Here is a 24,736-nt window from a genome sequence, read left to right as displayed (position 1 = left end):
TGCCACCGGGGGCCTAGAACACATGGACTACAAGCTCACCCAGAAGAGCCAGGAAGCTCTCTCCGGGGCCATGCGGCGTGCCGCCGCGGAGGGCAATCCGGAGATCGCGCCGGCCCATCTGCTGACCACCCTGCTCGCCCAGACGGGCGGCACCGCCATTCCGCTGCTCGAAGCCGTCGGCGCCGACTGGAAGACGCTGCGCGCCAAGGCCGAGGAGCAGCTCGCCGGGCTGCCGAAGGCGCAGGGCTCCACCGTGAGCGCCCCGTCGAGCTCCCGCCAGCTGCTGAGCGTGATCAACACGGCCGCCCAGCGGGCCAAGCGGCTCGAAGACGACTACGTCTCCACCGAGCACCTGCTCGTGGGCCTGGCCACCGACGGCGGCCAGGTGGCCGAGCTGCTGAAGTCCCAGGGGGCGACGCCTCAGGCGCTGCTCGACGCCTTCGAGAAGGTACGCGGTCACGCCCGCGTCACCAGTGAGACGCCCGAGGACACCTACCAGGCGCTGGAGAAATACGGCGTCGACCTGACCGAGCGGGCCCGCAACGGCAAGCTCGACCCGGTCATCGGCCGCGACTCCGAGATCCGCCGGGTCGTGCAGGTGCTGTCGCGGCGCACCAAGAACAACCCGGTGCTGATCGGCGAGCCCGGCGTCGGCAAGACGGCCGTCGTCGAGGGCCTGGCCCAGCGCATCGTGGCCGGCGACGTGCCCGAGTCGCTGCGCAACAAGCGCCTCATCTCGCTCGACCTCGGCGCGATGGTCGCGGGCGCCAAATACCGCGGCGAGTTCGAGGAGCGACTCAAGGCCGTGCTCTCCGAGATCAAGGAGAGCGACGGGCAGATCGTCACGTTCATCGACGAGCTGCACACGGTCGTCGGGGCGGGCGCCGCCGAGGGCGCCATGGACGCGGGCAACATGCTCAAGCCCATGCTGGCCCGCGGCGAGCTGCGCATGATCGGCGCCACGACGCTCGACGAATACCGCGAGCGCATCGAGAAGGACCCCGCGCTGGAGCGCCGCTTCCAGCAGGTCTACGTCGGCGAGCCCACGGTCGAGGACACGATCGCGATCCTGCGCGGGCTCAAGGGCCGCTACGAGGCCCACCACCAGGTCCAGATCGCCGACAGCGCGCTGGTCGCCGCCGCCGCGCTCTCCGACCGATACATCACCAACCGCTTCCTGCCCGACAAGGCCATCGACCTGGTCGACGAGGCCGCCTCCCGGCTGCGCATGGAGATCGACTCGCGCCCCGTCGAGATCGACCAGCTCCAGCGCAACGTCGACCGGATGAAGATGGAGGAGCTGGCCCTTTCCAAGGAGACCGACGAAGCCTCCATCCAGCGGCTCGAACGCCTGCGCAAGGAGCTGGCCGACCGCCAGGAGGAGCTCAACGCCCTCGTCGGCCGCTGGGAGCTGGAGAAGGCCGGCCTCAACAAGGTCGGCGAGCTGAAGAAGCAGCTCGACGAGGCCAGGAGCGGCGCCGAGCGGGCGCAGCGCGACGGCGACTTCGAGGCCGCCTCCCGGCTCATGTACGCCGAGGTGCCGCGCCTGGAGCAGGCCCTGCGGGCCGCCTCCGACGCCGCGACGCCCGACCACGCCATGGTCAAGGAGGAGGTCGGCGCCGACGACATCGCCGAGGTCATCTCCTCCTGGACGGGCATCCCGGCGGGCCGCCTGCTGGAGGCTGAGACGGCCAAACTGCTGCGGATGGAGGAGGAGCTGGGGCGGCGCCTCATCGGGCAGCAGCAGGCCGTACAGGCTGTCTCGGACGCCGTACGCCGGAGCCGGGCCGGGATCTCCGACCCTGACAGGCCCACGGGCTCGTTCCTGTTCCTCGGCCCGACGGGTGTCGGCAAGACCGAGCTGGCCAAGGCGCTGGCGGAGTTCCTGTTCGACGACGAGCGGGCGATGACCCGCATCGACATGAGCGAATACTCCGAGAAGCACAGCGTCGCCCGGCTCGTCGGCGCGCCTCCCGGCTACGTCGGCTACGAGGAGGGCGGCCAGCTCACCGAGGCGGTCCGGCGGCGGCCCTACACGGTGGTGCTGCTCGACGAGGTGGAGAAGGCCCATCCCGAGGTCTTCGACATCCTGCTGCAGGTGCTCGACGACGGCCGGCTGACCGACGGCCAGGGCCGTACCGTCGACTTCCGCAACACGATCCTGATCCTCACCTCCAACATCGGCTCGCAGTTCCTGGTCGACCCCAAACTGGCCAACGGCGCCAAGCGCGAGGCCGTGATGGGCGCGGTGCGCAGCTCGTTCAAGCCGGAGTTCCTCAACCGGCTCGACGACGTGATCCTGTTCGACGCGCTCGGCTCGGAAGAGCTGACGCGCATCGTCGACCTCCAGATCGAACGACTGGCCCAGCGGCTGGCCGACCGCAGGCTCACGCTGGAGGTCACCGACGCGGCCAGCGAGTGGCTGGCGCTCACCGGATACGACCCGATGTACGGGGCGCGCCCGCTGCGCCGCCTGGTCCAGTCGGCGATCGGCGACAAGCTGGCCAAGGCGGTGCTGTCGGGCGAGGTCGTGGACGGCGACCGGGTGCTGGTGGACCTGGACGACGACGAGCTGTCCATCGTCCGCGGCTGAGGTCTGATACGTGACGCCCGGGAACCGGTGGGTTCCCGGGCGTCATCATTCCACGGCAGCCGGTTGGCTTTCGGAGGTCCTGGGTTTTCGTAGGTCCTGTACTGACGCACGGCGCAGCCACGCACCGAACGGCCGACAGCGCGTCACCTGCCCGTGGGCAGGCTCGCGCCACCCACCGGGCCGGTCACGTCCGCCCTTCCGTGGTGTCCCTGGTCAGGACACCAGGGCGTCGAGGTCGTCCTCCGGTAGGCCGAGGTCCACCCTGATGCGGTAGCGAGTACGCAGCAGGGCCACGTGCTCGGGGTCGTCCTCGTCGCAGGCCAGCACCGCCTGGGTCGCCCACTCGTGCCCAGCCCGCAGGTCACCGTAGGCGACCAGGGTCTCGGCGATCGTGTGGGCGGTCGCCGTGGTGGCTCTGCCCTCCGCACGGATGGTCTCGATGACCTCCCTAGCCTCGTCCGGCCTGTCGAGCTCGAAGAGCGTGTCGGCGATGCCGGCTCGCGGGTCGATGCTCGACTCACCACCGTCCTCCATCGCACGCTGGAAACACTCCATCGCACGCGCGGGCTGTCCCGCCGCCCGCCATTCCTCGGCGGCCAGGACCAGGATGGATGCCCTGGAAACGTCGCCCGTCGAATAGCCGAGCGCGACGTCGTACAGCCGCTTGGCCAGCGAACCGTGGTCGTCGGCCAGCAGTGCCTGCTCTAGCAGGCGATCAAGGTGCTCACGGGTCACATGCGCCACACCGCGAGACTACCGAGCCGCTTGCGGTTTTGCCCGGTCAATGCACATCGCGGATCTCGCACAGGTTCGGCAACGTAGCGTTAAAGTGTGACTACAGTCAGCGTGTCTGTGCTGGTCGGAGGGGATATTACCGTCGCGCTCGTCCGCTAGTGGAGGGAGTCGCGATGGGCCTGTCCAGGCAGATGACCTTCATTTTGGTCTGCCTCGTCGTGCTGTCCGCCGTGATTCCGGGGGCGGTCGGCTACCTTTCGGCCCGTCTGGAGGCCATCGAATCGGCGGAGCGAAACCTGCACGCGCTTGAGGCGAGACTGCACACCAGGATGATCAGGGAGGCCCGTGACGCACGGTCGGTGACGTTCCTGACACCGTGCGCGCCGGGCACCGACACCTCTCGCACCCAGCCGCACCCGCCGCCCGCCTCCGCGCTCGTCCCGGAATCGGGCGACAGGCTCCAGTCCAGGTACGACCCTCGCGGCTCGACTCCCGCCTGGCTGCCGGAGCTCCTCAGGGAGCTGCACGCGGCCCACTGACGGCCCAGCAACCCGGCGCGTGACGCTCCACGAGGGCCAGACGCTCCACGAGGGTCAAGCGTGACGCTTCACGCCAGACAGACGTGACGCTTCACGAGGGCCGTGACCCCTCATCGAGGGCCCGGGCGCCTCCCGAGGGCCAGGACTTGAGCTGGCGGGACAGGAAGCCGCGGATCAGCTGCTTGGCCGCCTCGATGATCTCCGGCGCGCCGTCCGGATCGCGGCGGAAGGCCAGCTTCAGCACGGCGTCGCCCGCTTCGACCGCGACCAGCACGGCCATGTCGAGCTCCTGGCTGTCGGCCAGCCCGAACTCCTTCAGCAGCAGCCCGCGCAGCCGACCGGCGATCACCATGTTGTTGTCGGAGTCGGAGTCGAGCAGGTTGAGGTCGACCACGTCGCCGAAGCGCAGATTCCTGAACCCGGGCACGCTCCGATGCATGTCGACGAACTCGTCGATGATCGCGTCGACCGCCTCCCACCAGCCGCGGTAGTCCTCTTCGAGGAACCGGCGGCCGACCCGGGAGACGAACTGCTCGACGTTGCGCCGGGTCAGCTCCTGCGTGATGGCCCGCTTGTCGGGAAAGAACTGGTAGACCGACCCGATCGCGACACCGGCTCTCTCGGCGATGCGGGTGGTGGAGAGCCCTTCGTAGCCGATCTCGTCGAGCAGCTCGGCGGTCGCGTCGAGCATCCGCTCGACGCGGCGGGCACTGCGGCGCTGCGTCGGCTGCCGCCGGAGCGGTTTGGGCGCCGCGCAGCCGTCTTCAATCATCGGGGAGGACACGTGCTCCATCTTCCCCCCAAGTGCACGATCGTTACCTGGCGAATGGCGGATTTCGCGTGACGCCGGTCACTCTCGCGAACCGCCGCAGCGCTCCCGGCGAGATCCTCGACAGCGCGTAGCCGATCTTCCCTTCCGCGTTGACCGGCACAACGGCCTGGTCACGGTGTACGGCCCGGAGGATATGAGCGGCGACGCGCTCGGGCGGATAGCCGCGGCGGGCCAGCCCCTGTTCGGCCGAATCCCTCATGTCCGGTCCGACGTACGTGGCGTTGTGCGCGATGGGCGTGGACACGAAACCGGGGCAGATGACGCTGACCCCGATGCCCTGTCCGGCCAGCTCCGCTCTCAGGCAGTCGCTCAGCATCTTCACCGCCGCCTTCGAGGTCGAGTAGGCGGGCAGCAGTCGCGACGGTACGAACGCGGCCAGCGAGGCGATGTTGATGATGTGGCCGCCTTCTCCGCGTTCGACCATCTGGGCGGCGAACAGCCGGCAGCCGTGGATGACGCCCCACAGGTTGACGTCGAGGGTCCTGCGCCAGTCGTCGACCGAGTGGTCGAGGAACGGCCCACTGACCGCGATCCCGGCATTGTTCACCACGATGTCCGGCACTCCATACTCAGTGCGGATATTTCCGGCGAAGTCTTCCATCTGGGTGGTGTCGGCGACATCGACTCGTACGGCGTGTGCCGTACCGCCGAGGTCCTTGGCGATGCCGTCAGCCGTACGAGCCGCCGCTTCGCGATCGAGGTCCGCGCAGACCACCTCGGCGCCGTGCGCCGCGAAGGCCCGCGCGGTGGCGCGCCCGATGCCGCTGCCCGCGCCGGTGATCACCACCAATTGCCCGTCGAACGCCTTGCGCCCTACCTCGACACGGGCCCCGCGCAGGCTCCTGGTCGGCGCGCCGCCGTCGGCGTGGGTGGCGAACTCGGCGATCATCCTGGCGATGACATCGGGATGGCTGCGCTGGACCCAGTGCCCGGCCGCGATCTTGCGGTGCCAGAACCTGGGGACCCCCTCCCCCAGCGAGGCCGGCAACGCCGGGCCGACGAACGGATCCCGCGTCGCCTCGATGAGCTGAACGGGCACGGCAACGTGGTCGGGCACATCGCCGCCGGAGTGGTCGGAGCCCATGTTGCTCCGATAGAGGCGCAGCCCGTTGCGGGCGTCGCTTCTCAGGGTGTCTGCCGGGTGGCCCGGTCTGGGTTCGAGGCCCTCGTCCCGCCGCATCGACCGCTCCAGGACCCGCGGCATGAACGTGCTCCAGGCCAGCTCGGGCAGCACCGGGAGCCGGAAGGCGCCGATGTACCAGGACCTGACCGCCTGCGCCAGGACGTCGCGCCGCCTGCCGTGCCGCATGAAGTGGCGTGCCTGCGCGAGCCCAGGACCGCCGAAGCTGGTGAAGGAGGCGATGCGGTCCCGGACGCCGGGACGGGACACGGCGTCCCAGCCCTGCAGCGAGCCCCAGTCGTGCCCGACGAGGTGGACCCGGGGCTTGCCGATCGCGTCGAGCACCGCCGCCAGATCGCCCGCGAGCCGGTGGAAGGCGTAGTCGCCGGTATGGCGTGGGGCCGTCGAGGCGCCCGCGCCGCGTACGTCATAGCGGACCACGTGGAAGCGGTCACGCAGTCGCTCGGCGACCTCGTCCCAGACCCGGTGCGTGTCCGGATAACCGTGGACGAGCACGATCGTGGGGTCGCCGGGATCGCCCTCCTCGAAGACCGCCAGCCGTACGTCATCGGACTCGACCCAGCGCATGGCGCCTCCTATTGGACTTGGAGTCCAATGATAGATCTCGTCAAGGGCGGGCTGCCAGCCCCGTACAGGATCGCAGGGCCCGCCAGTCGGCCACCGCCTGCGTCTTGGCCGTGCCCGTCATCGGGATCGGTATACCCCCCTGGATGGTGGCGGGCGTCCACTGGTCCTTGAGCACCTTGCGGCCCTTGATGGTGAGGGTCAGCACGCCGGTCCTGCCGGTGGTGCCGGCCGTGGAGTTGTAGAAGACGAAGTTGCCCAGGCCGTAGCTGACGTAGCTGTTGCCGATGTACCCGGCGCCGAGCAGGATGTGCGCGTGCCCGCCGACCACGACGTCGGCGCCCGCCTTGACCAGCTTCGGGCCGAGCGCGAGCTGCGCCGGGTTGGGGCACTTCTGCATCTCGGTGCCCCAGTGCAGGTGCACGATGACGGTGTCGGAGTTCTTGCGCGCCTGCCGTACGGCCTGGAGCAGGCGGTCCTCGTCCTTGGCCGACGCGAGCCCGCCCTTGTCGGGCGTCGCCGTCCACGCCTGGATGAACTCGGCGTCGAGCACCTGCGTGGCCCCGATGATGGAGACCCGGTTGCCGTTGACGGTCTTCCTGTACGGCTTGTAGGCCTGGGTGGAGTTCGCCCCGATGCCCACGATCGGGAACTTGCTCCGCTTGATCGCCGCCAGCGAGTCGGCGAGCCCGGTCTCCATGTAGTCCATGCCGTGGTTGTTGGCCATCGACGCCACGTCGACCCCGGCGGCCTTCAGCGCGCCGAACGCCGTCTCGGGCGCCCGGAATGTGTACTGCTTGCCGGGCGCGGGCGTGCCACCCGTCGTGATCGCCGTCTCCAGGTTGACCATCGCCAGGTCGGACGAGCGCAGCACCTGCGCGATCGGTCCGAGCGCCGTGCGCGGCGCGGCGAGCCGGTTACGGAGCCCGCCCTCGAAGTGCACGTCCCCGCCGAACGAGATCGTGTACGGCTTCCGGGTGGGGGCGGCGGGGGTGGTTTCGACGGGCGCTTCTTTCGGTTTCTCCGCCGCCTGTTCGCTCTTCAGCGGCTGCTTCGACTCGGCCGCCGAGCACGCGGCGGCCGAGGCCAGCATCACGGCGAGGGGCGCCGCGAGAAGGGGGCGGGGGACTCTCATGTGCGGCTACTTCCGCTCGATCCTGACTTTCAGCCATCGAGCATGCCATGAGCGGATGAATCACGCGCGGCCTAGGGGTGCTGACCTTCGGTCATGAGGCCGGTCATGAGGCCGGTCATGAGGCCGGTCATGAGGCCGGTCATGAGGCCGAGGCACCGCAGGGTCACGACGGCGAGGCAGCGCCGGCCGTGGAGCGGGGTTACGACGCCGAGGCAGCGCCGGCCATGAGGCGGGTCATGGCGTCGAGGCACCGCTGGTCCTGCGGCGAGTAGACGATCATGCGGGTCTCCGGCGCCGACGAGAGGTGGAAGCTGGTCGTGCTGAAGCCGATCCGGCCCATCTCACGATGCTCGTACGTCTTCACCCGCGGCCCGGGCTCGGCCACGTCCTGCCTGGCCCACAGCCTGGCGAACTCGGCGCTCTCCGCGGCGAGCCGCCGGACGAAGTCCTGCCAGCACGGGTCGTCGGTGTGGCGGCTGTAGGCGCCCCTGAAGACGGCGACGGCGCGCGGCAGCTCATGGTCGCGGTTGACGAGCATGGTCGTCCACGAGGGGCTGATGAACGTCTGCCAGAGCGAGTTGCGCTCGCCCTCCGGGGCGTCGACGATCTCGGGGAAGATCGTCGCGTAGGCGGGGTTCCAGGCCAGCACGTCGCAGCGGCTGTTGGTGATGCACGCGGGCATAGCGCCGAGCTGGTCGAGTATGGCCTGCATCTCCGGCGTCACCGGGGTGGAACCGGCCAGGACGGGTGTGCCCGGCTGGCCCGCCAGCCGGTAGAGGTGCTCCCGCTCGGCCGTGTCGAGCCGGAGCGTACGCGAGATCGCGTCGAGCACCTGGCTGCTGGCGTTGATCGGCCGCCCCTGCTCCAGCCACGTGTACCAGGTGACGCCCACCCCGGCGAGCTGGGCGACCTCCTCTCGGCGCAGGCCGGGAGTGCGCCTGCGGGGCCCGGGCGCCAGATCGACCATCTCGGGGGTGATCCGCTCGCGCCGGGTGCGCAGGAACGCCGACAAATCGGAGCGCCTTGCCTCTGTCACGGTCACCCCTTCACTATGGTGGAGCGGGCGTAAGCCATCCAGGTGCTGTTAATACCAGTATAAAGGGGCTCTCGTTACTGGTACTGGTTTGCCGCCAGACTCTATCTATGACCCAATCTGCCCATCTTGCTCCCCCGATCCCGGCCGTACAGCCGGAGAAGGGTAAGGCCAGCGGGCTGCTCCTCGCGATCATCCTCGTAGGACAGTTCCTGGCCATCCTGAACGTCAACATCGTCAACGTGGCCACCCCGACCATCGAGGCCGATCTGCACTCATCAGGTGCCGGGCTGCAGATGATCGTGGCGGGCTACACCATCGTCTACGCCGTCCTGTTGATCACCGGTGCCCGGCTCGGCGACCTGCTCGGCTACCGCAAGGCCTTTCTCGCCGGGCTCGCCTTTTTCACGATCACCACGCTGGCCGCGGGGCTCGCCCCCACGACCGGCACGCTGGTCGCCGCCCGGCTCGCCCAGGGCGCCGGGGCCGCGCTGATGATGCCCCAGGTCATGACGCTGATCCAGCGAAACTACCAGGGCGCGGCCAGAGGCCGGGCGCTGGGCCTGTGGTCGGCGGTGGTGAGCGGTGGCATCGTGGTCGGCCAGGCGCTCGGCGGGATCCTGCTCGGGCTCGGCGCCGGCTGGCGGATCGTCTTCCTCGTGCTGGTGCCGATCGGCGCGCTGCTGTTGATCGCGGGGCTTCGGGTGCTCCCCGCCGACCACGGTGGCGGCCAGGGCGGGCTCGACCCGTGGGGCCTGGTGAGCCTGTCGGCCGCCGTGCTGCTGTTCGTGGTGCCGCTCGTGCTGGGCAGGGACCTCGGCTGGCCGCTGTGGGGCTGGGCGTCGATGGCGATGAGCGCGGTGGTCTTCGTGGTGTTCGTCCGCGTCGAGCGTTGGGTGACGAGCCGCGGCGGGCGCCCACTGGTCAACGCGCGCGTGCTGCGCGCGCCCGGCATGCGGCCGGGGCTCGCCGTGCTGCTGCTCGGGCCGGCCACCTGGGGCGCGTTCCTGTTCACCTCGGCGCTGCACCTTCAGGGTGACCTGCGCCTGTCGCCGCTGGCCTCGGGCATGATGCTGGTGCCGTGCGCGCTGGCGTTCGCGCTCGTGGGCCTCTGCTGGCCGCTGCTGCCGCCCGGTCTGCAGCGCTCGCTCGTGCCCTTCGGCTATGTGGTGGCCGCGCCGGCCTACCTGGGCCTCGGACTCGTCTCCGGAGGCGGCGTCCTGTACGCGGTCATGAGCGCGCTCATCGGCGCCGGGCTCGGCGTGCAGGTCGCGGTGACCAACATGGCGACCCAGCAGGTGGACGACGTCTACGCCGCCGACGCGAGCGGAGCGCTCCTCACCGTGATGCAGCTCGGCCAGGTGATCGGAGTGTCGACTGTCGGCACGCTGTTCATCTCCTTGAGCCAGGGCGGGGGCACCGGCTCCGCCTCGATGGCGACCGCCGTGGCGCTCGCGGCGCTGGCCGTACTGGCCGGGTTGAGCTCGATCTTCCTGGTACGGCGCCGCTGAGACCTGCACCGGTCCTTCTTGGCACGGCTCCTTCTTGGTACGGCGCGGCCGAGACCTGTACCAGTCCTTTACTTGAATCATTCAGGTTTAGCACTAGCGTGTCCGGATATGGGGGACAACGACCTAATTCGCCAGGCAGGGCTGCGGGTGACCGCGGCCCGCGTGGCGATCATGCGGACCGTGCGCGAAGGCGACCACCTCGATGTGGAAGCCGTTCACCGCGGCGTGCTCGACCGTGTGGGTCAGGTGTCCCTTCAGGCCGTCTACGACTCGCTGCACGCGCTGCACCAGGCCGGACTGCTCCGCAAGATCGAACCCATGGGCAGTCCGGCGCGCTACGAGGCCAGGGTGGGTGACAACCACCACCACCTGGTCTGCCGGCGCTGCGGTGCCATGACCGACGTCGACTGCGCGACCGGGCTCGCCCCGTGTCTGGTGCCCGTCGACGCGGCCGGATTCGTCGTGGACGAAGCCGACGTCACCTACTGGGGCGTCTGCCCGAGCTGTCAACGATGATTTTCGGAGGACCGCGCTGATGACGAACAGGCCTATCTCCACCGACGACGCCGGCATTCCCGCGCCGAGCGACGAGCATTCGCTCTCCGTCGGCCCCAACGGCCCACTTCTTATGCAGGATCACTATCTGATCCAGAAAATGGCGCACTTCAACCGGGAACGTGTTCCCGAGCGCGTCGTACACGCCAAAGGCGGCGGCGCCCATGGTGTCATGCAGATCACCGAGGACGTCAGCCAGTTCACCAAGGCCGGCCTCTTCCAGAAGGGCAAGGAGACCCCGCTCTTCCTGCGCTTCTCGACCGTCGCCGGCGAACTCGGCAGCCCCGACACCGCCCGCGACCCGCGGGGGTTCGCGATCAAGTTCTACACCGAAGAGGGCAACTACGACCTCGTCGGCAACAACACCCCGATCTTCTTCATCCGCGACCCGCAGAAGTTCTCCGACTTCATCCACAGCCAGAAGCGCCGGGCCGACACTCACCTGCGTGACAACAACATGCAGTGGGACTTCTGGACCCTGTCGCCGGAGTCGGCGCACCAGGTCACGTTCCTCATGACCGACCGCGGCATCCCCGCCTCGTGGCGGCACATGCACGGCTTCGGCTCGCACACCTTCCTCTGGTACAACGCCGGAGGTCAGAAGTTCTGGGTGAAGTACCACTTCAGGACCGAGCAGGGCATCAAGAACTACACGGGCGAAGAGGCGGCCGCGCTGCTCGTCGACCCCGACCACCACATCCGCGACCTGCACACGGCCATCGAGGCGGGCGACCATCCGTCGTGGAAGGTGAACGTGCAGATCATGCCGTTCGAGGCCGCGGCCGACTACCGGTTCAACCCGTTCGACCTGACCAAGGTGTGGCCGCACGAGGACTACCCCGAGATCACGATCGGCCGGTTCACCCTGAACCGCAACCCGCGCAACTACTTCGCGGAGGTGGAGCAGGCCGGCTTCGAGCCGTCGAACCTGGTGCCCGGCATCGGCGCCTCGCCGGACAAGATGCTGCAGGGCCGCCTGTTCTCCTACCCCGACACGCACCGCTACCGGATCGGCCCCAACTACCTGCAACTGCCGATCAACCAGCCGCGGGCCGCGGTCAACTCCTACAACTTCGACGGTCCGATGACCTTCAGCAACTCGCAGGACCCGGTGTACGCCCCCAACAGCGTCAACGGCCCGGCGGCGGACCCGGCGTTGTACGACGGTGAGAACTACCAGGTGGCCGGCGAGATCATCCGGTCCGCGTACACCAAGCACGCCGAGGACGACGACTACGTCCAGCCGCGCACCCTCTGGGAGAACGTGCTGTCCGAAACGGACCGCGCGCACCTGGTGAGCAACATCGTCGGGCACGCCTCGGCCCCCGAGGTCACCTCGGAGATGAAGCAGCGCGTCGTGGAGTACTGGAACAACATCCACAAGGACCTGGGCCAGGGCGTCTCCAACGGCCTCGGCCTCTCCTGACGCCGCACGTGAAACAGCCCGCGCCCATGTGCGGCGCGGGCTGTTTCCGCAGTGGGCGGTCCAAGTTGTGGGCGGACCAAATGGAGGGCAGAGGGCTCTTCGGCTGGAGTCGTCAGGCCGTACTCCGCGATTGAGGACTGATCCTCTGCTTCGAACCAGGTGTGGCTAGTTGATCTCCAACGCGGTTCAGGCCAAGATATGAAGATCTTCAGATCTCGCGTACAAGGTCGAACTGGAGTGCGTGGCGGCCCTGATGGTGTTGTGCTAGCAACCTGCCAGGGCCGTTTTTCATGAAGCGGTAGCGGCAAGCGAGGTCAGGTCGAACTCGCCATCGCGGACCCCGGCCGTAAAGGCGGCCCATTCACTCGGCGTGAAGACCAGGACGGGACCGTCCTGCTCCTTGCCGTCCCTCAAAGCGACGTTTCCGTCGGCAAGGGGTGCGACTTCGACGCAGCTGCTCGCGCCGTTGCAGAAGCTGCTCTTCTGCCAGGTCGCTACCACGGGATCGATGTACATTTTCTCCCCAAACGGGCGAAAGGGGCACCATTGCCCCTTGTTGTGATCTTTGTCGCTAGCCCCGCCACATCATGGCCTTGCGTTGGATGAGGACACGTGACTCGTCCTCGTCAAGCGCTTGGGACTTGATGTAGTCGAAGGCTGTCTCATATCCGGCCACACGTTCGAGGTCATCGACGAAGTGAGCCGTGTAGAGCTGCTCCAGGTATACAACATCGTCGAATTCCGCGAACTTCAGATGGATGAACGCTCCCGTGTTGACGGGGTGTAGTGCTTCCGTCGCCAACACCTGCACGCTGACGTGCGGCAACAGCGACATCTCCAGGAGATGCTCCATCTGCGCACGCATGACCGAGGGCTCACCGAAACGACGCATCAGCGCCGGCTCGTCGAGCACAAAGCGTAGCTGGGACGGCTGTGGGCGATGCAACACCCGCTGCTGCCGATCCAGGCGTGCCTCGACCCGGCTCCGGACACCGCTGTGCGTGATCCGTGAGATGCCACGGACGGAAAGGACGACCTCCCGTGCGTAGTCCTCAGTCTGGAGGAGACCAGGCACGATCTGGGGTTCCCAGTTGCGCTGGAATGTCGCCTCCGCTTCCAGCCCGAGGAATCTTGTGTATTCCTCCGGGAGGGCGTCTTCGTAATCTTCCCACCACCCACGCTGATCCGCATCCCTCAGCAGGGCGAAGAGTTCGTCACGTTTCTCACTGTCGATCTTGTAGAGCTCTGCCAATGCCTTGATGTCCTCGGCACTTGGCATGGTCTTGGCGGCTTCGATCCGGCTGATCTTGCTGGGACTCCAGCCCAGATCGCCGGCCGCTCTGGCCCCCGTCAGCTTCTTTCGCTCGCGGAGGAGGCGCAGCTCCTGACCGAGCCTGAGCCTGCGAACAGTCGGACTGCCCTGCTGCGATGGCACCGTCCACTCTCCTCGTCGGGAATGAAGGTGAAGGTGTAACGGTGAAAGGCCGCTTAGCCGTTCGGTCAATCTTACACTGCAACTTGCACGAGCACTGCCACTGAGGCTTGCCCTAAGGGTTTCACGGAGTGAGCTTAAGGGGCAAGAGGGGGCTTAACCCGGAACGGACGGCAGCAGACAGTCCCGCTGACCCAGCTTCTTCCCAGGAGCGTCTGACAGTTAGCGTGCAAGTTGCATCTACAGATTCAGGGCAAACATCAAGCAAGGACCAAGAAAACTAAATCTTCTCTTGCTGAATGTATTGCACCAGGCCCATCCGGGAGAGACGATCGAGCCCTGGAAGGTAACCGACGGATGGGGGGCCGAGATGACGACACGGCCTACCACACCGGGCCTACCGCTCTTCATCGCTGGCGGCCACGCGGGCCGCACCTCCGGCAACGTCGCCGTCCCGGATTTGAATCTCTGCCCCAGGGAGGCCGCTTGCCGGAAGGACCCCGCACGCATCTGACCGACCACAGCGCATGTCGCTCATTCGAGCGCGCAGAAACACCAAGAAGCCGGACCCAGGCTGACCACCTATTAGCCGCTCAAAAGGGCTGCCACCCTGCGGCGCCACCGGTCATCAGCCTGCGATCCGGCGAAAGAACCCACCTCGAGTAATGCCGCGAAAGAGGTGTTCCATGTACTCACAAGGTACCAAGGGACTCAGCCGAATCAAGACCCGGATCCGGGAACTCATGGCATGGGCGGATCGAGAGATCTGCATGGAGCCGGATGAGTTCGCCTACCGGCGCGGCTGGACCGTCGCCAAGATCGGATTCGGCGCTCGTCGCTACCGCGACCCCCGATTCGACCAGCTCACGATCCCCTCCCGAATCGCCGAGGAGGTGTCCTGAGATGTCGAGGAACCCGCGCAACCAGATCTACCCCGCCAACGAGGACCTGCCGCCCACCCGTACCGGCCTGCCGGCCAGGCTCTGGCGGATTCGTACTGAGTTGCTGCTGATCGGGGCGCTCAGCCTGTTCGTGTTGACTCTCCTGGGCGCCACCCAGCAGGGCCGGTGGTGGCCGTTCATCATGCTGACCAGCGCGATCTCCGCGCCCGCGGTGACCAGGACCGGTCGCAACTGGGTGATGGCGCACTTCTGGTGCGTGGCGTCCAGGCACCGGCTGCAGAAGACCTGCCTGGAGACCACCATGCACACCCGCGCGGGCCGGATCCCGCTGGTGTTGTGGATCACGCCCACACGTACAGGTGAGAAGGCCCTGGTGATGACCAGGGCGGGCATCTCCGCCGCGGAGTTCGAGGCGTACGCCGAGGAGATCGCGGCGGCGTGCTGGGCCAGGAGCGCCAACGTCTACCGGCACCGCAAATGGGCCCACCTGCTGATCGTGGAGATCGTCCGGCGTGAGGAGCTGCCCGGTGCCGTCTCCCCCGGACTCGACCGGCTCTACGGCCGCGCCTGGGCCTCTCTGAGGACCGACCTCGAGGAGCCCCCTGATCTGGCCAGGCCGTTCGCCCTGCCGCAGGTCGGCTGACGGCCTGCCCATGACCTGGGGAGTGGCGGCTCGGGCCTGGGCCGAACGCTCCCCAGTGCAAGCCCCGGAGACCGCGGGGGCTCCGGGGCTTCCCCATATGTGTCGTACGAGCAAAGATGAGTTCCACCGACGAACTCAGGAGCCGTGATGACGTCGACCGTTCACCGGACCTGTCCCCTGTGCGAGGCCGTGTGCGGCCTGACGCTCACCCTCGACGAGGGCGGGCACGTGACGAGCGTGCGGGGCGACAAGGAGGACCCGTTCAGCAAGGGCTTCATCTGCCCCAAGGGCGCCAGCCTGGGCCGCCTGGACGAGGACCCCGACCGGCTGCGCAAGCCGCTGATCAGGGAGGGCGAGCTCTGGCGCGAGGTCGGCTGGGACGAGGCGTTCGCCGCCGTCAAGCAGGGCCTCGACCAGGTCACGGAGCGGCACGGCCGCCAGTCGGTCGGCGTCTATCTCGGCAACCCCAACGTGCACAACATGGCGGGCCAGCTCTACGGCACGCCGCTGCTCAAGTCCCTCGGCACCCGCAACATCTTCTCGGCCAGCACCGCCGACCAGATGCCCAAGCACGTCGCCAGCGGGCTGATGTTCGGCCATCCGCTCGCCGTCCCGGTGCCGGACCTCGACCGGACCGACTACCTGCTCATGCTGGGCGCCAACCCGCTGGAGTCGAACGGCTCGCTGTGCACCGCGCCCGACTTCCCCGGCCGGCTCAAGGCGCTGCGCGCCCGCGGCGGCCGGCTCGTCGTGGTCGATCCCCGCCGCACCCGGACCGCCGGACTGGCCGACGAGCACGTGTTCGTACGTCCGGGCACCGACGCCTACCTGCTCTTCGGGATCACGCACACGCTCTTCGCCGAGGACCTGACCACGCTGTCCCACGAGGTCAACGGCCTGGAGGAGTTACGCGAAGCGGCCAAGCACTTCCCGCCCGAGGTGGTTTCCCGCCGCACCGGCGTGCCCGCCGAGGTGATCGTCCGGCTGGCCAGGGAGCTGGCGGCGGCCAGGACGGCGGCCGTCTACGCCAGGATCGGCACGTGTACGGCCGAGTTCGGCACGCTGGCCCAGTGGCTGGTGGACGTGCTCAACGTGCTCACCGGCAACCTCGACCGGCCCGGCGGCGCCATGTTCGCCAAACCCGCCACCGAGTTCGGCCTGGCCCGCCGCCCCTACACCGTGGGCCGGTGGAAGAGCCGGGTCAGGGGCCTGCCCGAGGCCAACGGCGAGTTGCCGGTCGCCACGCTCGCCGACGAGATCGAGACGCCCGGCGACGGGCAGATCCGGTTCCTCCTCACCGTGGCCGGCAATCCGGTGCTCTCCGCGCCGCACGGCACCCGGCTCGATTCGGCCTTCGGGCGGCTCGACTTCATGGTCAGCGTCGACCCCTACCTGAACGAGACCACCAAGCACGCGAACGTCATCCTGCCGCCGCCGCGGGCCCTCCAGTCGGGGCACTACGACTTCGCCCTGCTCAACTTCGCGGTGCGCAACTACGCCCGCTACTCGCCGCCGTCGCTGCCGCTGGACGGGCAGCCGTCGGAGGCGCAGATCCTGGCCCGGCTGACCATGATCGCCTCCGGCTTGGAGGGCGATCTGGACGAGTTCGTCCTCGACCAGATGCTGCGCAAGGCGGTCGACCTGCCGGGCTCGGGGGTGGAGGGGCGCGACGTGGCCGAGCTGCGGGCCGCGCTCGAAGGCGATTGCGGGGCCGAGCGACGGCTCGACCTGATGCTCAAGCTGGGCCCGTACGGAGAGTGGGCGGGCAAGGGCGACCTGTCGCTGCGCAAGCTGCTCGACAACCCGCACGGGCTGGATCTCGGGCCGCTGGAGCCCCGGCTGGGCGAGGTGCTGAGGACCACCTCCGGAGTGATCGAACTCGCGCCGCCGCAGCTCATCGAGGACGTCGAGCGGCTGCGCGGCGGGCTGGAGCAGGAGCCGCCGGACATCGTCCTGATCGGCCGGCGCCACCTGCGCTCCAACAACAGCTGGCTGCACAACGTGGGCCCGCTGGTCGGCGGCAGCAACACCTGCACGCTCCAGATCAACCCGGCCGACGTGGCCAGGCTCGGGCTGGACGGGGAGGCCCTGGTCCGCTCGGCCACGGGAGAACTCAGAGTGCCGCTCGAACCCACCGACACGATCATGCCGGGCGTGGTCAGCCTGCCCCACGGCTGGGGACACGCGGGCAGCGCTCAGCTGATCGCCGCTGAACACGCCGGGGTTAGCGCGAACATACTGACCGATGAGTCGACAATCGATGTTCCGTCGGGAAATGCCGTGTTCAATGGGGTTCCGGTGACGATTTTGCCAACCGGGGTGATCACCGCACATTAAGGTGTCGCGCGTGACTATCGCACCAGAAGAGGACCGCCTGACCGCCCAGATCGCCTTCGCCGTCGAGATCGACAAGTTGAAGCGGATCATCCGCCGCAACCATCTCATGGACGGCTCACGGCGAGAGAACGACGCAGAGCACTCCTGGTACGTAGGCATGCTGGCCATGGTCCTAGCCGAGCACTCGCCACCCGACACCGACATTCAGCGGGTGGTGTCCATGCTGCTCGTGCACGACCTGGTCGAGATCGACGCCGGTGACACCTTCGTCTATGACGCGGCCGCGGTGGCCGCCCAGCCCGAAGCGGAGCGGGCCGCCGCGGACCGCATCTTCGCGCTGCTCCCGGGCGAGCAGGGGGCGGCGATGCGGACGCTCTGGGACGAGTTCGAGGCCAGGCAGACGCCGGAGGCGAAGTTCGCCCGAGCGCTCGACCGCTTCGCGCCGATCCTGGCCAACCACCACACCGAGGGCGGCACCTGGCCACTGTTCAAGGTGACGGCCGCGCAGGTCAAGGAGAAGGTACGGCTCATCGAGGACGGCTCGCCGTCGCTCGGGGCGTACGCGCTCGAGCTGGTCGAGCTCTCCATCGCCAGGGGGCACCTGTCCGAGTGATGCCCTTATGGCCGGGGTAGGGGACTTGTCGTGAAAGAGAAAGTACGAGCGAGAAGGCGGCAGTCGCGGCGTTTTGTGGGCCCGGTCGACCTGGCCGACCGGCTCGAAAGGTCCAAAGCCATGGACGAGCCGATCCGAGTGCTGGCCAAGGCCGTACGCAAGGGGATCCGGCCGGGACGGCTGCGCGACTGGCTGCACGGCGTGCCCACGGGCAAACCGCTGCACCCGCCGCTCGCCTCCTTCAGCCTGGGCTGCTGGATGTCCACCGCGGTGCTCGACTGGACCAGCACCGATCCCCGGGCCGCGCGACTGCTGCTGGCCACGGGCCTCGGCAGCGCGCTGCCCACCGCGGCCGCCGGCCTGACCGACTGGTCGTCTCTCCATCGCGAGCAGCAGCGTGTCGGGTTCGTCCACATGCTGTCGAACGTGACCGCGCTGGGGTTCTTCTCCGCCTCGCTCCTGGCCCGGCTGCGCGGGAACGAGCGCGCCGGCAAGATGCTGACCATCGCCGGTCTGAGCGTCGGCGGTCTCGGCGCCTACCTGGGCGGGAATCTGGCCTACCGGCAGGCGGCGGGCGCCAACCACGCGCCCCAGGTCACCCATCTCGTACCGCTGGGCTGGCATGACCTTTGCCTGGTCAACGACCTGCCTCAGGGTCGCCCCGTGTCGCGGCGGCTCGGCTACATCCAGCTCTTCGTGCTGCGTCACACCTCCGGCGTCACCGTGCTCGCCGACCGGTGCTCCCACCTCGCGGGCCCACTCCACCAGGGCCGGCTCATCGTGGAGAACGGCGAGGCGTGCGTGGTCTGCCCCTGGCACGGCAGCACGTTCCGGCTGGTGGACGGCTCGGTCAAGCACGGTCCGGCGACCGCGCCCGCGCCGACGTTCGAGACCCGGATCCGCAGCGACGGCACGCTCCAGGTACGACCGAGCATGACCTGAACAGCTCTACGTACCGCCGAGCATGGCCTGGACACCGCTTGACCTGAACATTGGTTGAAGTTTTACGGTCCGTCCATGAGCAGAATTCTGGTGACCGGCGCGACCGGCAACGTAGGCAAGCACGTGGTCCCCCAACTGGCCGGGGCGGGCCTTCAGGTCCGCGCCCTGGTCCGCGACCCGGACCGGGCGAAACTCCCGGAAGGGGTCGAGGCGGTCAAGGGCGACCTGTCCGTCCCCGAGACCCTGGAACCGGCGCTGAAGGACGTCGAATCCGTCTTCCTGATCTGGCCCGGCTTCGCCGCCGAGACCGCCCGAGACGTGGTGGAGGTCATCGCCGCCCACGCGCGCCGCGTCGTCTACCTGTCGGCCGACGTCGAGGATCTGGCCGATGGTGAATCGCCGACGCTGTTCCACCAGGAGGTGGAACGGCTGATCAGGCACACCGGCCTGAGCTGGACGTTCCTGCGGCCCGTCGGTTTCGCGGCCAACACGCTCGGCTGGGCCGACCAGGTCAGGCAGGGCGTGGTGCGCTGGCCGTACGGGGAGGCGCGCAGGTCGTTGATCCACGAGAAGGACATCGCGGCGGTGGCTGTGCACGTGCTCACCTCGGCCGGGCACGGCGGGGGCAAGTACGTCCTCAGCGGGCCCGAGCAGCTGTCACAGGCCGAGCAGGCGCGGATCATCGGCGAGGCGGTCGGGCGGGAGGTCCGGTGGGCGGAGCTGCCGCTGGACGTCGCCCGCGAGCAACTGCTGGCCGCCTGGGGCGATACCCGGTTCGTGGACGGCGCGCTCGCGGGCTGGGGCGCGTTCGTGGACACGCCGGAGCGGATCACGGACACGGTCCCGAAGCTCCTCGGCCGCCCCGCGCTGACCTTCCGTCAGTGGGCCACCGACCACGCGGCCGACTTCCGCTGACTCAGCTCTCGTCGGCCGGATGTTCCACCAGGGCCAGGATGCGGCTGGACATGAACCGCGCCGTACGTACCGCGGTGCCGCTCCTGGTCACCTCACTGACCTCGACCAGCCCCCGCCGCGTGGCCACCTCAACACGGCGGCCCGCACGGGTGGCGGCGATCTCGTAGGTGCGCGGGGATGAGTCGCCCGCGTCGATGACGATCTCCACCCGATCACCCTTCATGTACGGATTTATACCCAGAATGCCCGGTATTTATCCGTACACTAGTTTGATAATCGCCACAATCCCCACACACACGATGATGCCCCGCAGCACCGGAGCCGGGATGCGGCGACCGACCTTGGCTCCGACGAACCCACCCACCGTGGCCCCCAGCGCCACCGCCAGCACCGCCCACCAATCCACGTGGGCGATGAAGACGAACAGCACGGCCGCGGTGCCGTTGACGATCAGGGAGAGCACGTTCTTGGCCGCGTTCACCCGCTGCAGGGGTTCGGTCAGGAAGCTGCCGAGCAGCCCGATCAGCAGCACGCCCTGGGCCGCGCCGAAGTAGCCGCCGTAGATCCCCGCCCCCAGCACGCCCAGCCAGAGCAGCAGCCCGCCGTGGGGATCGTCGTTCTTACGCCGGGCCGACAGCCAGCCGTTGAGCTTGGGCTGCACCACGACCAGTACGCAGGCCAGCCCGATCAACACTGGGACCACGACCTGGAAGACCCTCGGGTCGAGGAACAGCAGCAGGATCCCGCCGATCAGCGAGCCGATCGCCGAGGCGGGGCCGAGGCGCAGCAGCCGCTCGCGCTGCCCGGCGAGCTCGGCGCGGTAGCCGTACGCGCCGGTGAAGGAGCCGGGCACCAGGCCGATGTTGTTGGAGACGTTCGCCACGACCGGGTCGATGCCGACGGCCACGAGCGTGGGAAAGGTGATCAGCGAGCCCGACCCCACCACTGCGTTGATGGCCCCGGCCGCGACCCCGGCCGCGAACACCGCGACGGCCTCCCACACTGTCATCCGACAGAGCTTAGAGGCGGCCCCGTTCCCGGCTACCTGTCGGGGTCGTCCTTGGGCGGCGAGAAGAGACCGCCCAGATTCTCCAGCGCCCGGCCCATCTCCGACGGGACGATCCAGATCTTGTTGGCGTCACCCTTGGCGATCTCCGGGAGCATCTGCAGGTACTGATAGGCGAGCAGCCGCTGGTCCGGTTTCCCCTCGTGGATGGCCTTGAACACCATCCCGATCGCGTCGGCCTGCCCCTTGGCTCGCATGGCCTGCGCCTCGGCCTCCGCCTGGGCGCGCAGCACGGCCGCCTCCGCCTCGCCACGGGCGCGCAGGACCGCCGCCTGCTGCTCGCCCTCGGCCGTCAGGATGGCCGCCTGCCGCTGCCCCTCCGCGGCCAGCACCGCGGCCCGCTTGTCGCGGTCGGCGCGCATCTGCTTCTCCATCGAGTCCTGGATGGAGGAGGGCGGGTCGATGGCCTTGAGCTCGACCCGGTTGACCCGGATGCCCCACTTGCCGGTCGCCTCGTCGAGCACGCCGCGCAGCTCGGTGTTGATCTCCTCGCGGGAGGTCAGCGTGCTCTCCAGGTCCATGCCGCCGACCACGTTACGCAGTGTGGTGACGGTCAGCTGCTCGACGCCGACCAGGAAGTTCGCGATCTCGTACGTGGCCGCCTTCGGATTGGTCACCTGGAAGTAGATGACGGTGTCGATCGAGACCACCAGGTTGTCGGAGGTGATCACCGGCTGTGGCGGGAACGAGACGACCTGCTCGCGGAGGTCGATCAGATCCTTGATCCGGTCGACGAACGGCACCACCAGGTTGAGCCCCGGTTTCAGCGTGCGGTGATAGCGGCCGAGCCGCTCGATGATCGCCGCGGTCGCCTGGGGGATGATGCGGACCGTCCGCGTCACCCCGAACCCCACCGCGGCGACGACGACGATGGCGACGATGAGCTGCTCCGTGGACATGCCAACGCTCCGAGGCCGAGGGGATCGCCTTGGTAAATGCTAATGGGCGTTCAGCGGATTGACGCGATCTATTGCGCGCGGGCGTACCAGCGTCCTTCGGCGCTGCGGTCGAGCGTCAGCGGCACCCCGAACGTCTGCGACAGGTTGTCGGCCGTCATCACATGCTCCAGCGGCCCCTGGGCCACGACCGAGCCGTGCTTGAGCAGCAGCCCGTGGGTGAACCCGTTGGGCACCTCCTCCACGTGGTGCGTGACCAGCACCAGCGTGGGTGAGCGGAGGTCGTTGGCGAGCACCGACAGCCGGCGTACCAGGTCCTCCCGGCCGCCCAGGTCGAGCCCGGCCGCCGGCTCGTCCAGCAGCAGCATCTCGGGGTCGGGCATCAGCGCACGGGCGATCTGCACCCGTTTACGCTCACCCTCGGACAGAGTGCCGAACCTGCGCCTGATCAGATGCGCGGCACCCATCATGTCGATCAGCTCGACGGCCCTGGTGACATCGTTGGAGTCGTATTCCTCGGTCCAGCGGCCCATGATCGCGTAGGACGCCGTCAGGACCAGGTCGATGACCTTCTCCTCCGGCGGAATGCGCTCGGCCAGCGCGGCGCTCGCCAGGCCGATGCGGGGTCGCAGGTCGAAGACGTCGGCCTGACCCAGGCGCTCGCCGAGCACCTCCACGATCCCCTCGCTCGGATAGAGCAGCGTCGCCGCGACCTGCAACAAGGTCGTTTTGCCTGCTCCGTTCGGCCCGATGACGACCCAGCGCTCGTCCTCGTTGACCGTCCAGTCGATGCCGCGCAACAGGGCTGCTCCGTCGCGCCGGACGGCGACGTCCTGGAGCCGCAGCACCTGACCACCCATCCCCGTATCCCTCCTTTAGGAGTAACGCTCGGGACAAACCTATTGCAGGGCGAGCGCATATCGTGGACCGGTGCCTCCTGAATCACCTGTCTCTCCTCCGCTGGTCGCCTGGGGCAACGCCTGGCTCGCCGGTCACGTCGGTCTCGACGAGGCCGTGGACCGGGTCGAAACCGCCGCCGGTCCCACCGTCGTGGGCGCCGCCGAGACGCCCGGCCCCCCAGCCGAGAGCCCTGCCGTGGATCCCGTCGCGGGCGATGTGCCGTTGCGTGCCTACCTCGCCGGGCTTCGCTCCGACGGGCTGACCGAGCTCCGGCTCGCGCTGCCCGCCCCCGGCGACCCGCTCGGGCTCTCCGGACCGCCCGCTTTCAACGCGGCCGCCGTGGAGGCCGGTCAGGCGGTCATCGCGGTGCTCTCCGACCGCTGCGTCGGGCTGGTGCCCTCGCCCGACCTGCGCGGGTCGTCCTATGTAGGGGTACGCCTGGCCGTACACCCCTCTGGGCCCGTGCGCGTGGACCTGCCTTCAGTGGCCGAGGCGGAGCGAGAGCTGTCGATCGCGATGCGGTCGGCGACAGACGCGCTGACCTCGGTCGACGGACCCGCACCGGAGCGGCCCGACCGGCTGGGAGGGCCCGGCGGCGAACTGGCCCCCGGCTATCCGGGACGGGCACACCGCGTCTCCGCCCTGGCCACGCGGCTGGACGCGGTGCTGCGGGTGGCCGATGAGAGGGGGCTCACCTCGGGCCAGATCGCGGCGAGCGGCGAGGCCCTGCGGGAGCTCGACCGCGCGGTACGCCGCGCCCTCGTAGCCGCGCACCACTCCATCTTCGAACCGGTCAGGCCCTAGCCGCACGCGAGTTGCGCAACGATCAGGCCGCAGGCAGGTTTTCGTGACGGTCAGGCCGCAGCGGCCGTGAGCTCCCTCGCGCGGGACCTCTTGAGGTAGGCCGCGAGAGCGCCCGCGCACAGGACGGCCAGCAGGAGCGTGGTCGGCAGGCCGGTGAAGGGTCCGGCCAGAGCCCCCTCACCGGTCAGCGGGCTCGCCTTCGGCTGGCTCAGCAGGAGCACGGTCATGCTCGGCGGCCGCTGACCCTGCGTGGTCACCGCGAAGACGCTGGTGCCCAGCCAGAGCGGGGTCGCGTGGAACGCCATGGCCGCCCACAGACTGCGCCCAGTCAGTGTGAGCAGCGCCGCCAGCACCGACCAGAGCACCAGGTTGGTCGCGAGCACCCAGTGGAAGGTGTGCAGCGGCGCGATCAGCATCAGCGGCCCGACGAAGTGGAAGAGCGCGAACGCGGCGGACGACACGGCGATACCCGCGGGCACGCCCCACCGCGCCCCGGCGCTCTGCAGGATCCAGCCCCGGTAGAGGATCTCCTCGATGGAGATCATGATGACCCTGGACAGGTAGTACGTGGGCAGGAGGTAGAGGAGGGCGGCGTTCCACCGCGATCCGTCCACTTCCAAGTTGCCGATGGCGTACTGCAGGGCCAGCCAGCCCGCGATGAAGGCGTTGCCCAGACCGAAGCCGAGCAGGTGCTGCCGCCAGGCGCCGCGGCTCCACATGAAGCCGAGCGAGACGAACGAGCGCTTCTCGTAGTAGCGCGTCCAGAGCCACAGCAGCGCGAAGACCGGCGCGTGCTGGATCACGACTTGCAGGAACGTCGCGACCGCGAGAAACGGACCCGACTGTGAACTGGGGAAGAGCCGGTTGATGGGCAGTAAGAGTACCGCGCCGATGAGGACTCCCCCGGCGTAGATCAATTGCGCCAGGAGGACCGCGAGAAGCGGATGGGTCATGCGTTTCCCGGCCGTCGCGGCCTTGACGAATGCGTTGTCCATATGGCCGAACGTAGAGATCGGCGGAGCCGGGCGAATCATGCGCGAGATCGATCACGGCCTGTCTTCGTATGTGTCGCAGGTCATGTTCGGCCGCTCATCCCGAGGGCTTCGCCGTCCCCGCTGTTAGCGTGGAAGCGTGGCCGGAAGTGATCGTTGGACACATGGCACCGATGAACGGGCCCCCTACATTCTGAGCGCCCTTTTCGGCGGCTCGGACCTGATACTTC

24 protein-coding genes are annotated in these 24,736 nt (G+C 68.6%); 12 read left to right on the top strand and 12 right to left on the bottom strand.

Going from position 1 to position 24,736, the window contains the following annotated elements:
* Window positions 1–22 precede the first annotated feature (22 nt).
* Window positions 23–2,593 (top strand): ATP-dependent chaperone ClpB, encoded by a 2,571-nt coding sequence (gene clpB / locus AB0L53_RS10765; RefSeq protein WP_363992726.1) that lies wholly within the window; start codon window positions 23–25, stop codon window positions 2,591–2,593.
* A gap of 213 nt (window positions 2,594–2,806) precedes the next feature.
* Here the strand turns inward: clpB and AB0L53_RS10760 are convergent, their stop codons facing one another.
* A complete protein-coding gene (locus AB0L53_RS10760) occupies window positions 2,807–3,337 on the bottom strand; it encodes a tetratricopeptide repeat protein (protein ID WP_225299024.1) in 531 nt (176 codons plus the stop codon).
* 164 nt (window positions 3,338–3,501) lie between these two features.
* Between AB0L53_RS10760 and AB0L53_RS10755 the strand changes: the two genes are divergently transcribed.
* Window positions 3,502–3,867, top strand: a complete 366-nt coding sequence (locus AB0L53_RS10755) for a hypothetical protein (protein WP_358180379.1) — start codon at window positions 3,502–3,504, stop codon at window positions 3,865–3,867.
* A gap of 91 nt (window positions 3,868–3,958) precedes the next feature.
* Here AB0L53_RS10755 and AB0L53_RS10750 read toward each other — a convergent pair whose 3' ends face one another.
* The 4 genes from AB0L53_RS10750 to AB0L53_RS10735 form a co-directional block, all read right to left on the bottom strand.
* Window positions 3,959–4,639 (bottom strand): TetR family transcriptional regulator, encoded by a 681-nt coding sequence (locus AB0L53_RS10750; protein WP_357954995.1) that lies wholly within the window; start codon window positions 4,637–4,639, stop codon window positions 3,959–3,961.
* 43 nt (window positions 4,640–4,682) lie between these two features.
* Entirely contained in the window at window positions 4,683–6,407 is a 1,725-nt protein-coding gene (locus AB0L53_RS10745; RefSeq protein WP_363992725.1) for an SDR family oxidoreductase, read from the bottom strand.
* 40 nt (window positions 6,408–6,447) lie between these two features.
* On the bottom strand, window positions 6,448–7,539 hold the full coding sequence (locus tag AB0L53_RS10740) for a CapA family protein (protein ID WP_363992724.1): 1,092 nt from the start codon (window positions 7,537–7,539) through the stop codon (window positions 6,448–6,450).
* A gap of 199 nt (window positions 7,540–7,738) precedes the next feature.
* Window positions 7,739–8,575, bottom strand: coding sequence for a helix-turn-helix transcriptional regulator (locus AB0L53_RS10735; protein ID WP_358434144.1), 837 nt, complete (start codon window positions 8,573–8,575; stop codon window positions 7,739–7,741).
* Window positions 8,576–8,682: 107 nt separating this feature from the next.
* Here AB0L53_RS10735 and AB0L53_RS10730 point away from each other — a divergent pair, with 107 nt between their 5' ends.
* From AB0L53_RS10730 to AB0L53_RS10720, 3 genes are all read left to right on the top strand, one after another.
* Window positions 8,683–10,083: an MFS transporter gene (locus AB0L53_RS10730; RefSeq protein WP_363992723.1), complete on the top strand. Its 1,401-nt coding sequence runs from the start codon at window positions 8,683–8,685 to the stop codon at window positions 10,081–10,083.
* 108 nt (window positions 10,084–10,191) lie between these two features.
* A complete protein-coding gene (locus tag AB0L53_RS10725) occupies window positions 10,192–10,599 on the top strand; it encodes a Fur family transcriptional regulator (protein ID WP_363992722.1) in 408 nt (135 codons plus the stop codon).
* 19 nt (window positions 10,600–10,618) lie between these two features.
* A complete protein-coding gene (locus tag AB0L53_RS10720) occupies window positions 10,619–12,064 on the top strand; it encodes a catalase (protein ID WP_363992721.1) in 1,446 nt (481 codons plus the stop codon).
* Between the two features lie 288 nt (window positions 12,065–12,352).
* On the opposite strand, the gene AB0L53_RS10715 is transcribed toward AB0L53_RS10720, so the two are convergent.
* Complete coding sequence (locus AB0L53_RS10715; RefSeq protein WP_357954571.1) at window positions 12,353–12,580, bottom strand: DUF397 domain-containing protein; 228 nt, start codon at window positions 12,578–12,580, stop codon at window positions 12,353–12,355.
* A gap of 55 nt (window positions 12,581–12,635) precedes the next feature.
* Window positions 12,636–13,499 (bottom strand): helix-turn-helix transcriptional regulator, encoded by an 864-nt coding sequence (locus tag AB0L53_RS10710; protein ID WP_363992720.1) that lies wholly within the window; start codon window positions 13,497–13,499, stop codon window positions 12,636–12,638.
* A 683-nt stretch (window positions 13,500–14,182) separates the two neighbouring features.
* On the opposite strand from AB0L53_RS10710, the gene AB0L53_RS10705 reads away from it, so the two are divergent.
* From AB0L53_RS10705 to AB0L53_RS10680, 6 genes are all read left to right on the top strand, one after another.
* Window positions 14,183–14,398 carry a hypothetical protein gene (locus AB0L53_RS10705; protein WP_363992719.1) on the top strand — a complete coding sequence of 72 codons (216 nt, stop codon included), beginning with the start codon at window positions 14,183–14,185 and terminating at the stop codon, window positions 14,396–14,398.
* 1 nt (window position 14,399) lies between these two features.
* Window positions 14,400–15,041: a hypothetical protein gene (locus AB0L53_RS10700; protein WP_363992718.1), complete on the top strand. Its 642-nt coding sequence runs from the start codon at window positions 14,400–14,402 to the stop codon at window positions 15,039–15,041.
* 147 nt (window positions 15,042–15,188) lie between these two features.
* Window positions 15,189–17,378, top strand: coding sequence for a molybdopterin-dependent oxidoreductase (locus tag AB0L53_RS10695; RefSeq protein WP_363992717.1), 2,190 nt, complete (start codon window positions 15,189–15,191; stop codon window positions 17,376–17,378).
* 1 nt (window position 17,379) lies between these two features.
* The gene (locus tag AB0L53_RS10690; protein ID WP_363992716.1) at window positions 17,380–17,991 is read left to right on the top strand and encodes an HD domain-containing protein; all 612 of its coding nucleotides are present in this window, start codon (window positions 17,380–17,382) and stop codon (window positions 17,989–17,991) included.
* A gap of 120 nt (window positions 17,992–18,111) precedes the next feature.
* Window positions 18,112–18,933: a Rieske 2Fe-2S domain-containing protein gene (locus AB0L53_RS10685; protein ID WP_363992715.1), complete on the top strand. Its 822-nt coding sequence runs from the start codon at window positions 18,112–18,114 to the stop codon at window positions 18,931–18,933.
* Between the two features lie 75 nt (window positions 18,934–19,008).
* A complete protein-coding gene (locus AB0L53_RS10680; RefSeq protein WP_363992714.1) occupies window positions 19,009–19,848 on the top strand; it encodes an NAD(P)H-binding protein in 840 nt (279 codons plus the stop codon).
* A gap of 1 nt (window position 19,849) precedes the next feature.
* On the opposite strand, the gene AB0L53_RS10675 is transcribed toward AB0L53_RS10680, so the two are convergent.
* From AB0L53_RS10675 to AB0L53_RS10660, 4 genes are all read right to left on the bottom strand, one after another.
* On the bottom strand, window positions 19,850–20,071 hold the full coding sequence (locus AB0L53_RS10675; protein WP_357954555.1) for a hypothetical protein: 222 nt from the start codon (window positions 20,069–20,071) through the stop codon (window positions 19,850–19,852).
* Window positions 20,072–20,101: 30 nt separating this feature from the next.
* Entirely contained in the window at window positions 20,102–20,857 is a 756-nt protein-coding gene (locus tag AB0L53_RS10670; RefSeq protein WP_363992713.1) for a sulfite exporter TauE/SafE family protein, read from the bottom strand.
* A 32-nt stretch (window positions 20,858–20,889) separates the two neighbouring features.
* On the bottom strand, window positions 20,890–21,813 hold the full coding sequence (locus tag AB0L53_RS10665; protein ID WP_357954550.1) for an SPFH domain-containing protein: 924 nt from the start codon (window positions 21,811–21,813) through the stop codon (window positions 20,890–20,892).
* 68 nt (window positions 21,814–21,881) lie between these two features.
* On the bottom strand, window positions 21,882–22,670 hold the full coding sequence (locus AB0L53_RS10660) for an ABC transporter ATP-binding protein (RefSeq protein ID WP_363992712.1): 789 nt from the start codon (window positions 22,668–22,670) through the stop codon (window positions 21,882–21,884).
* Between the two features lie 70 nt (window positions 22,671–22,740).
* Here AB0L53_RS10660 and AB0L53_RS10655 point away from each other — a divergent pair, with 70 nt between their 5' ends.
* Window positions 22,741–23,514: a hypothetical protein gene (locus AB0L53_RS10655; protein WP_363992711.1), complete on the top strand. Its 774-nt coding sequence runs from the start codon at window positions 22,741–22,743 to the stop codon at window positions 23,512–23,514.
* Window positions 23,515–23,564: 50 nt separating this feature from the next.
* Here AB0L53_RS10655 and AB0L53_RS10650 read toward each other — a convergent pair whose 3' ends face one another.
* Window positions 23,565–24,509: a CPBP family intramembrane glutamic endopeptidase gene (locus tag AB0L53_RS10650; protein ID WP_363992710.1), complete on the bottom strand. Its 945-nt coding sequence runs from the start codon at window positions 24,507–24,509 to the stop codon at window positions 23,565–23,567.
* Between the last annotated feature and the right edge of the window lie 227 nt (window positions 24,510–24,736).

The organism is Nonomuraea sp. NPDC052129, assembly GCF_040680095.1.
GTDB lineage: Bacteria > Actinomycetota > Actinomycetes > Streptosporangiales > Streptosporangiaceae > Nonomuraea.
Note: the sequence above shows the minus strand (reverse complement) of the source record. Positions and strands in the feature narration are given on the sequence as shown.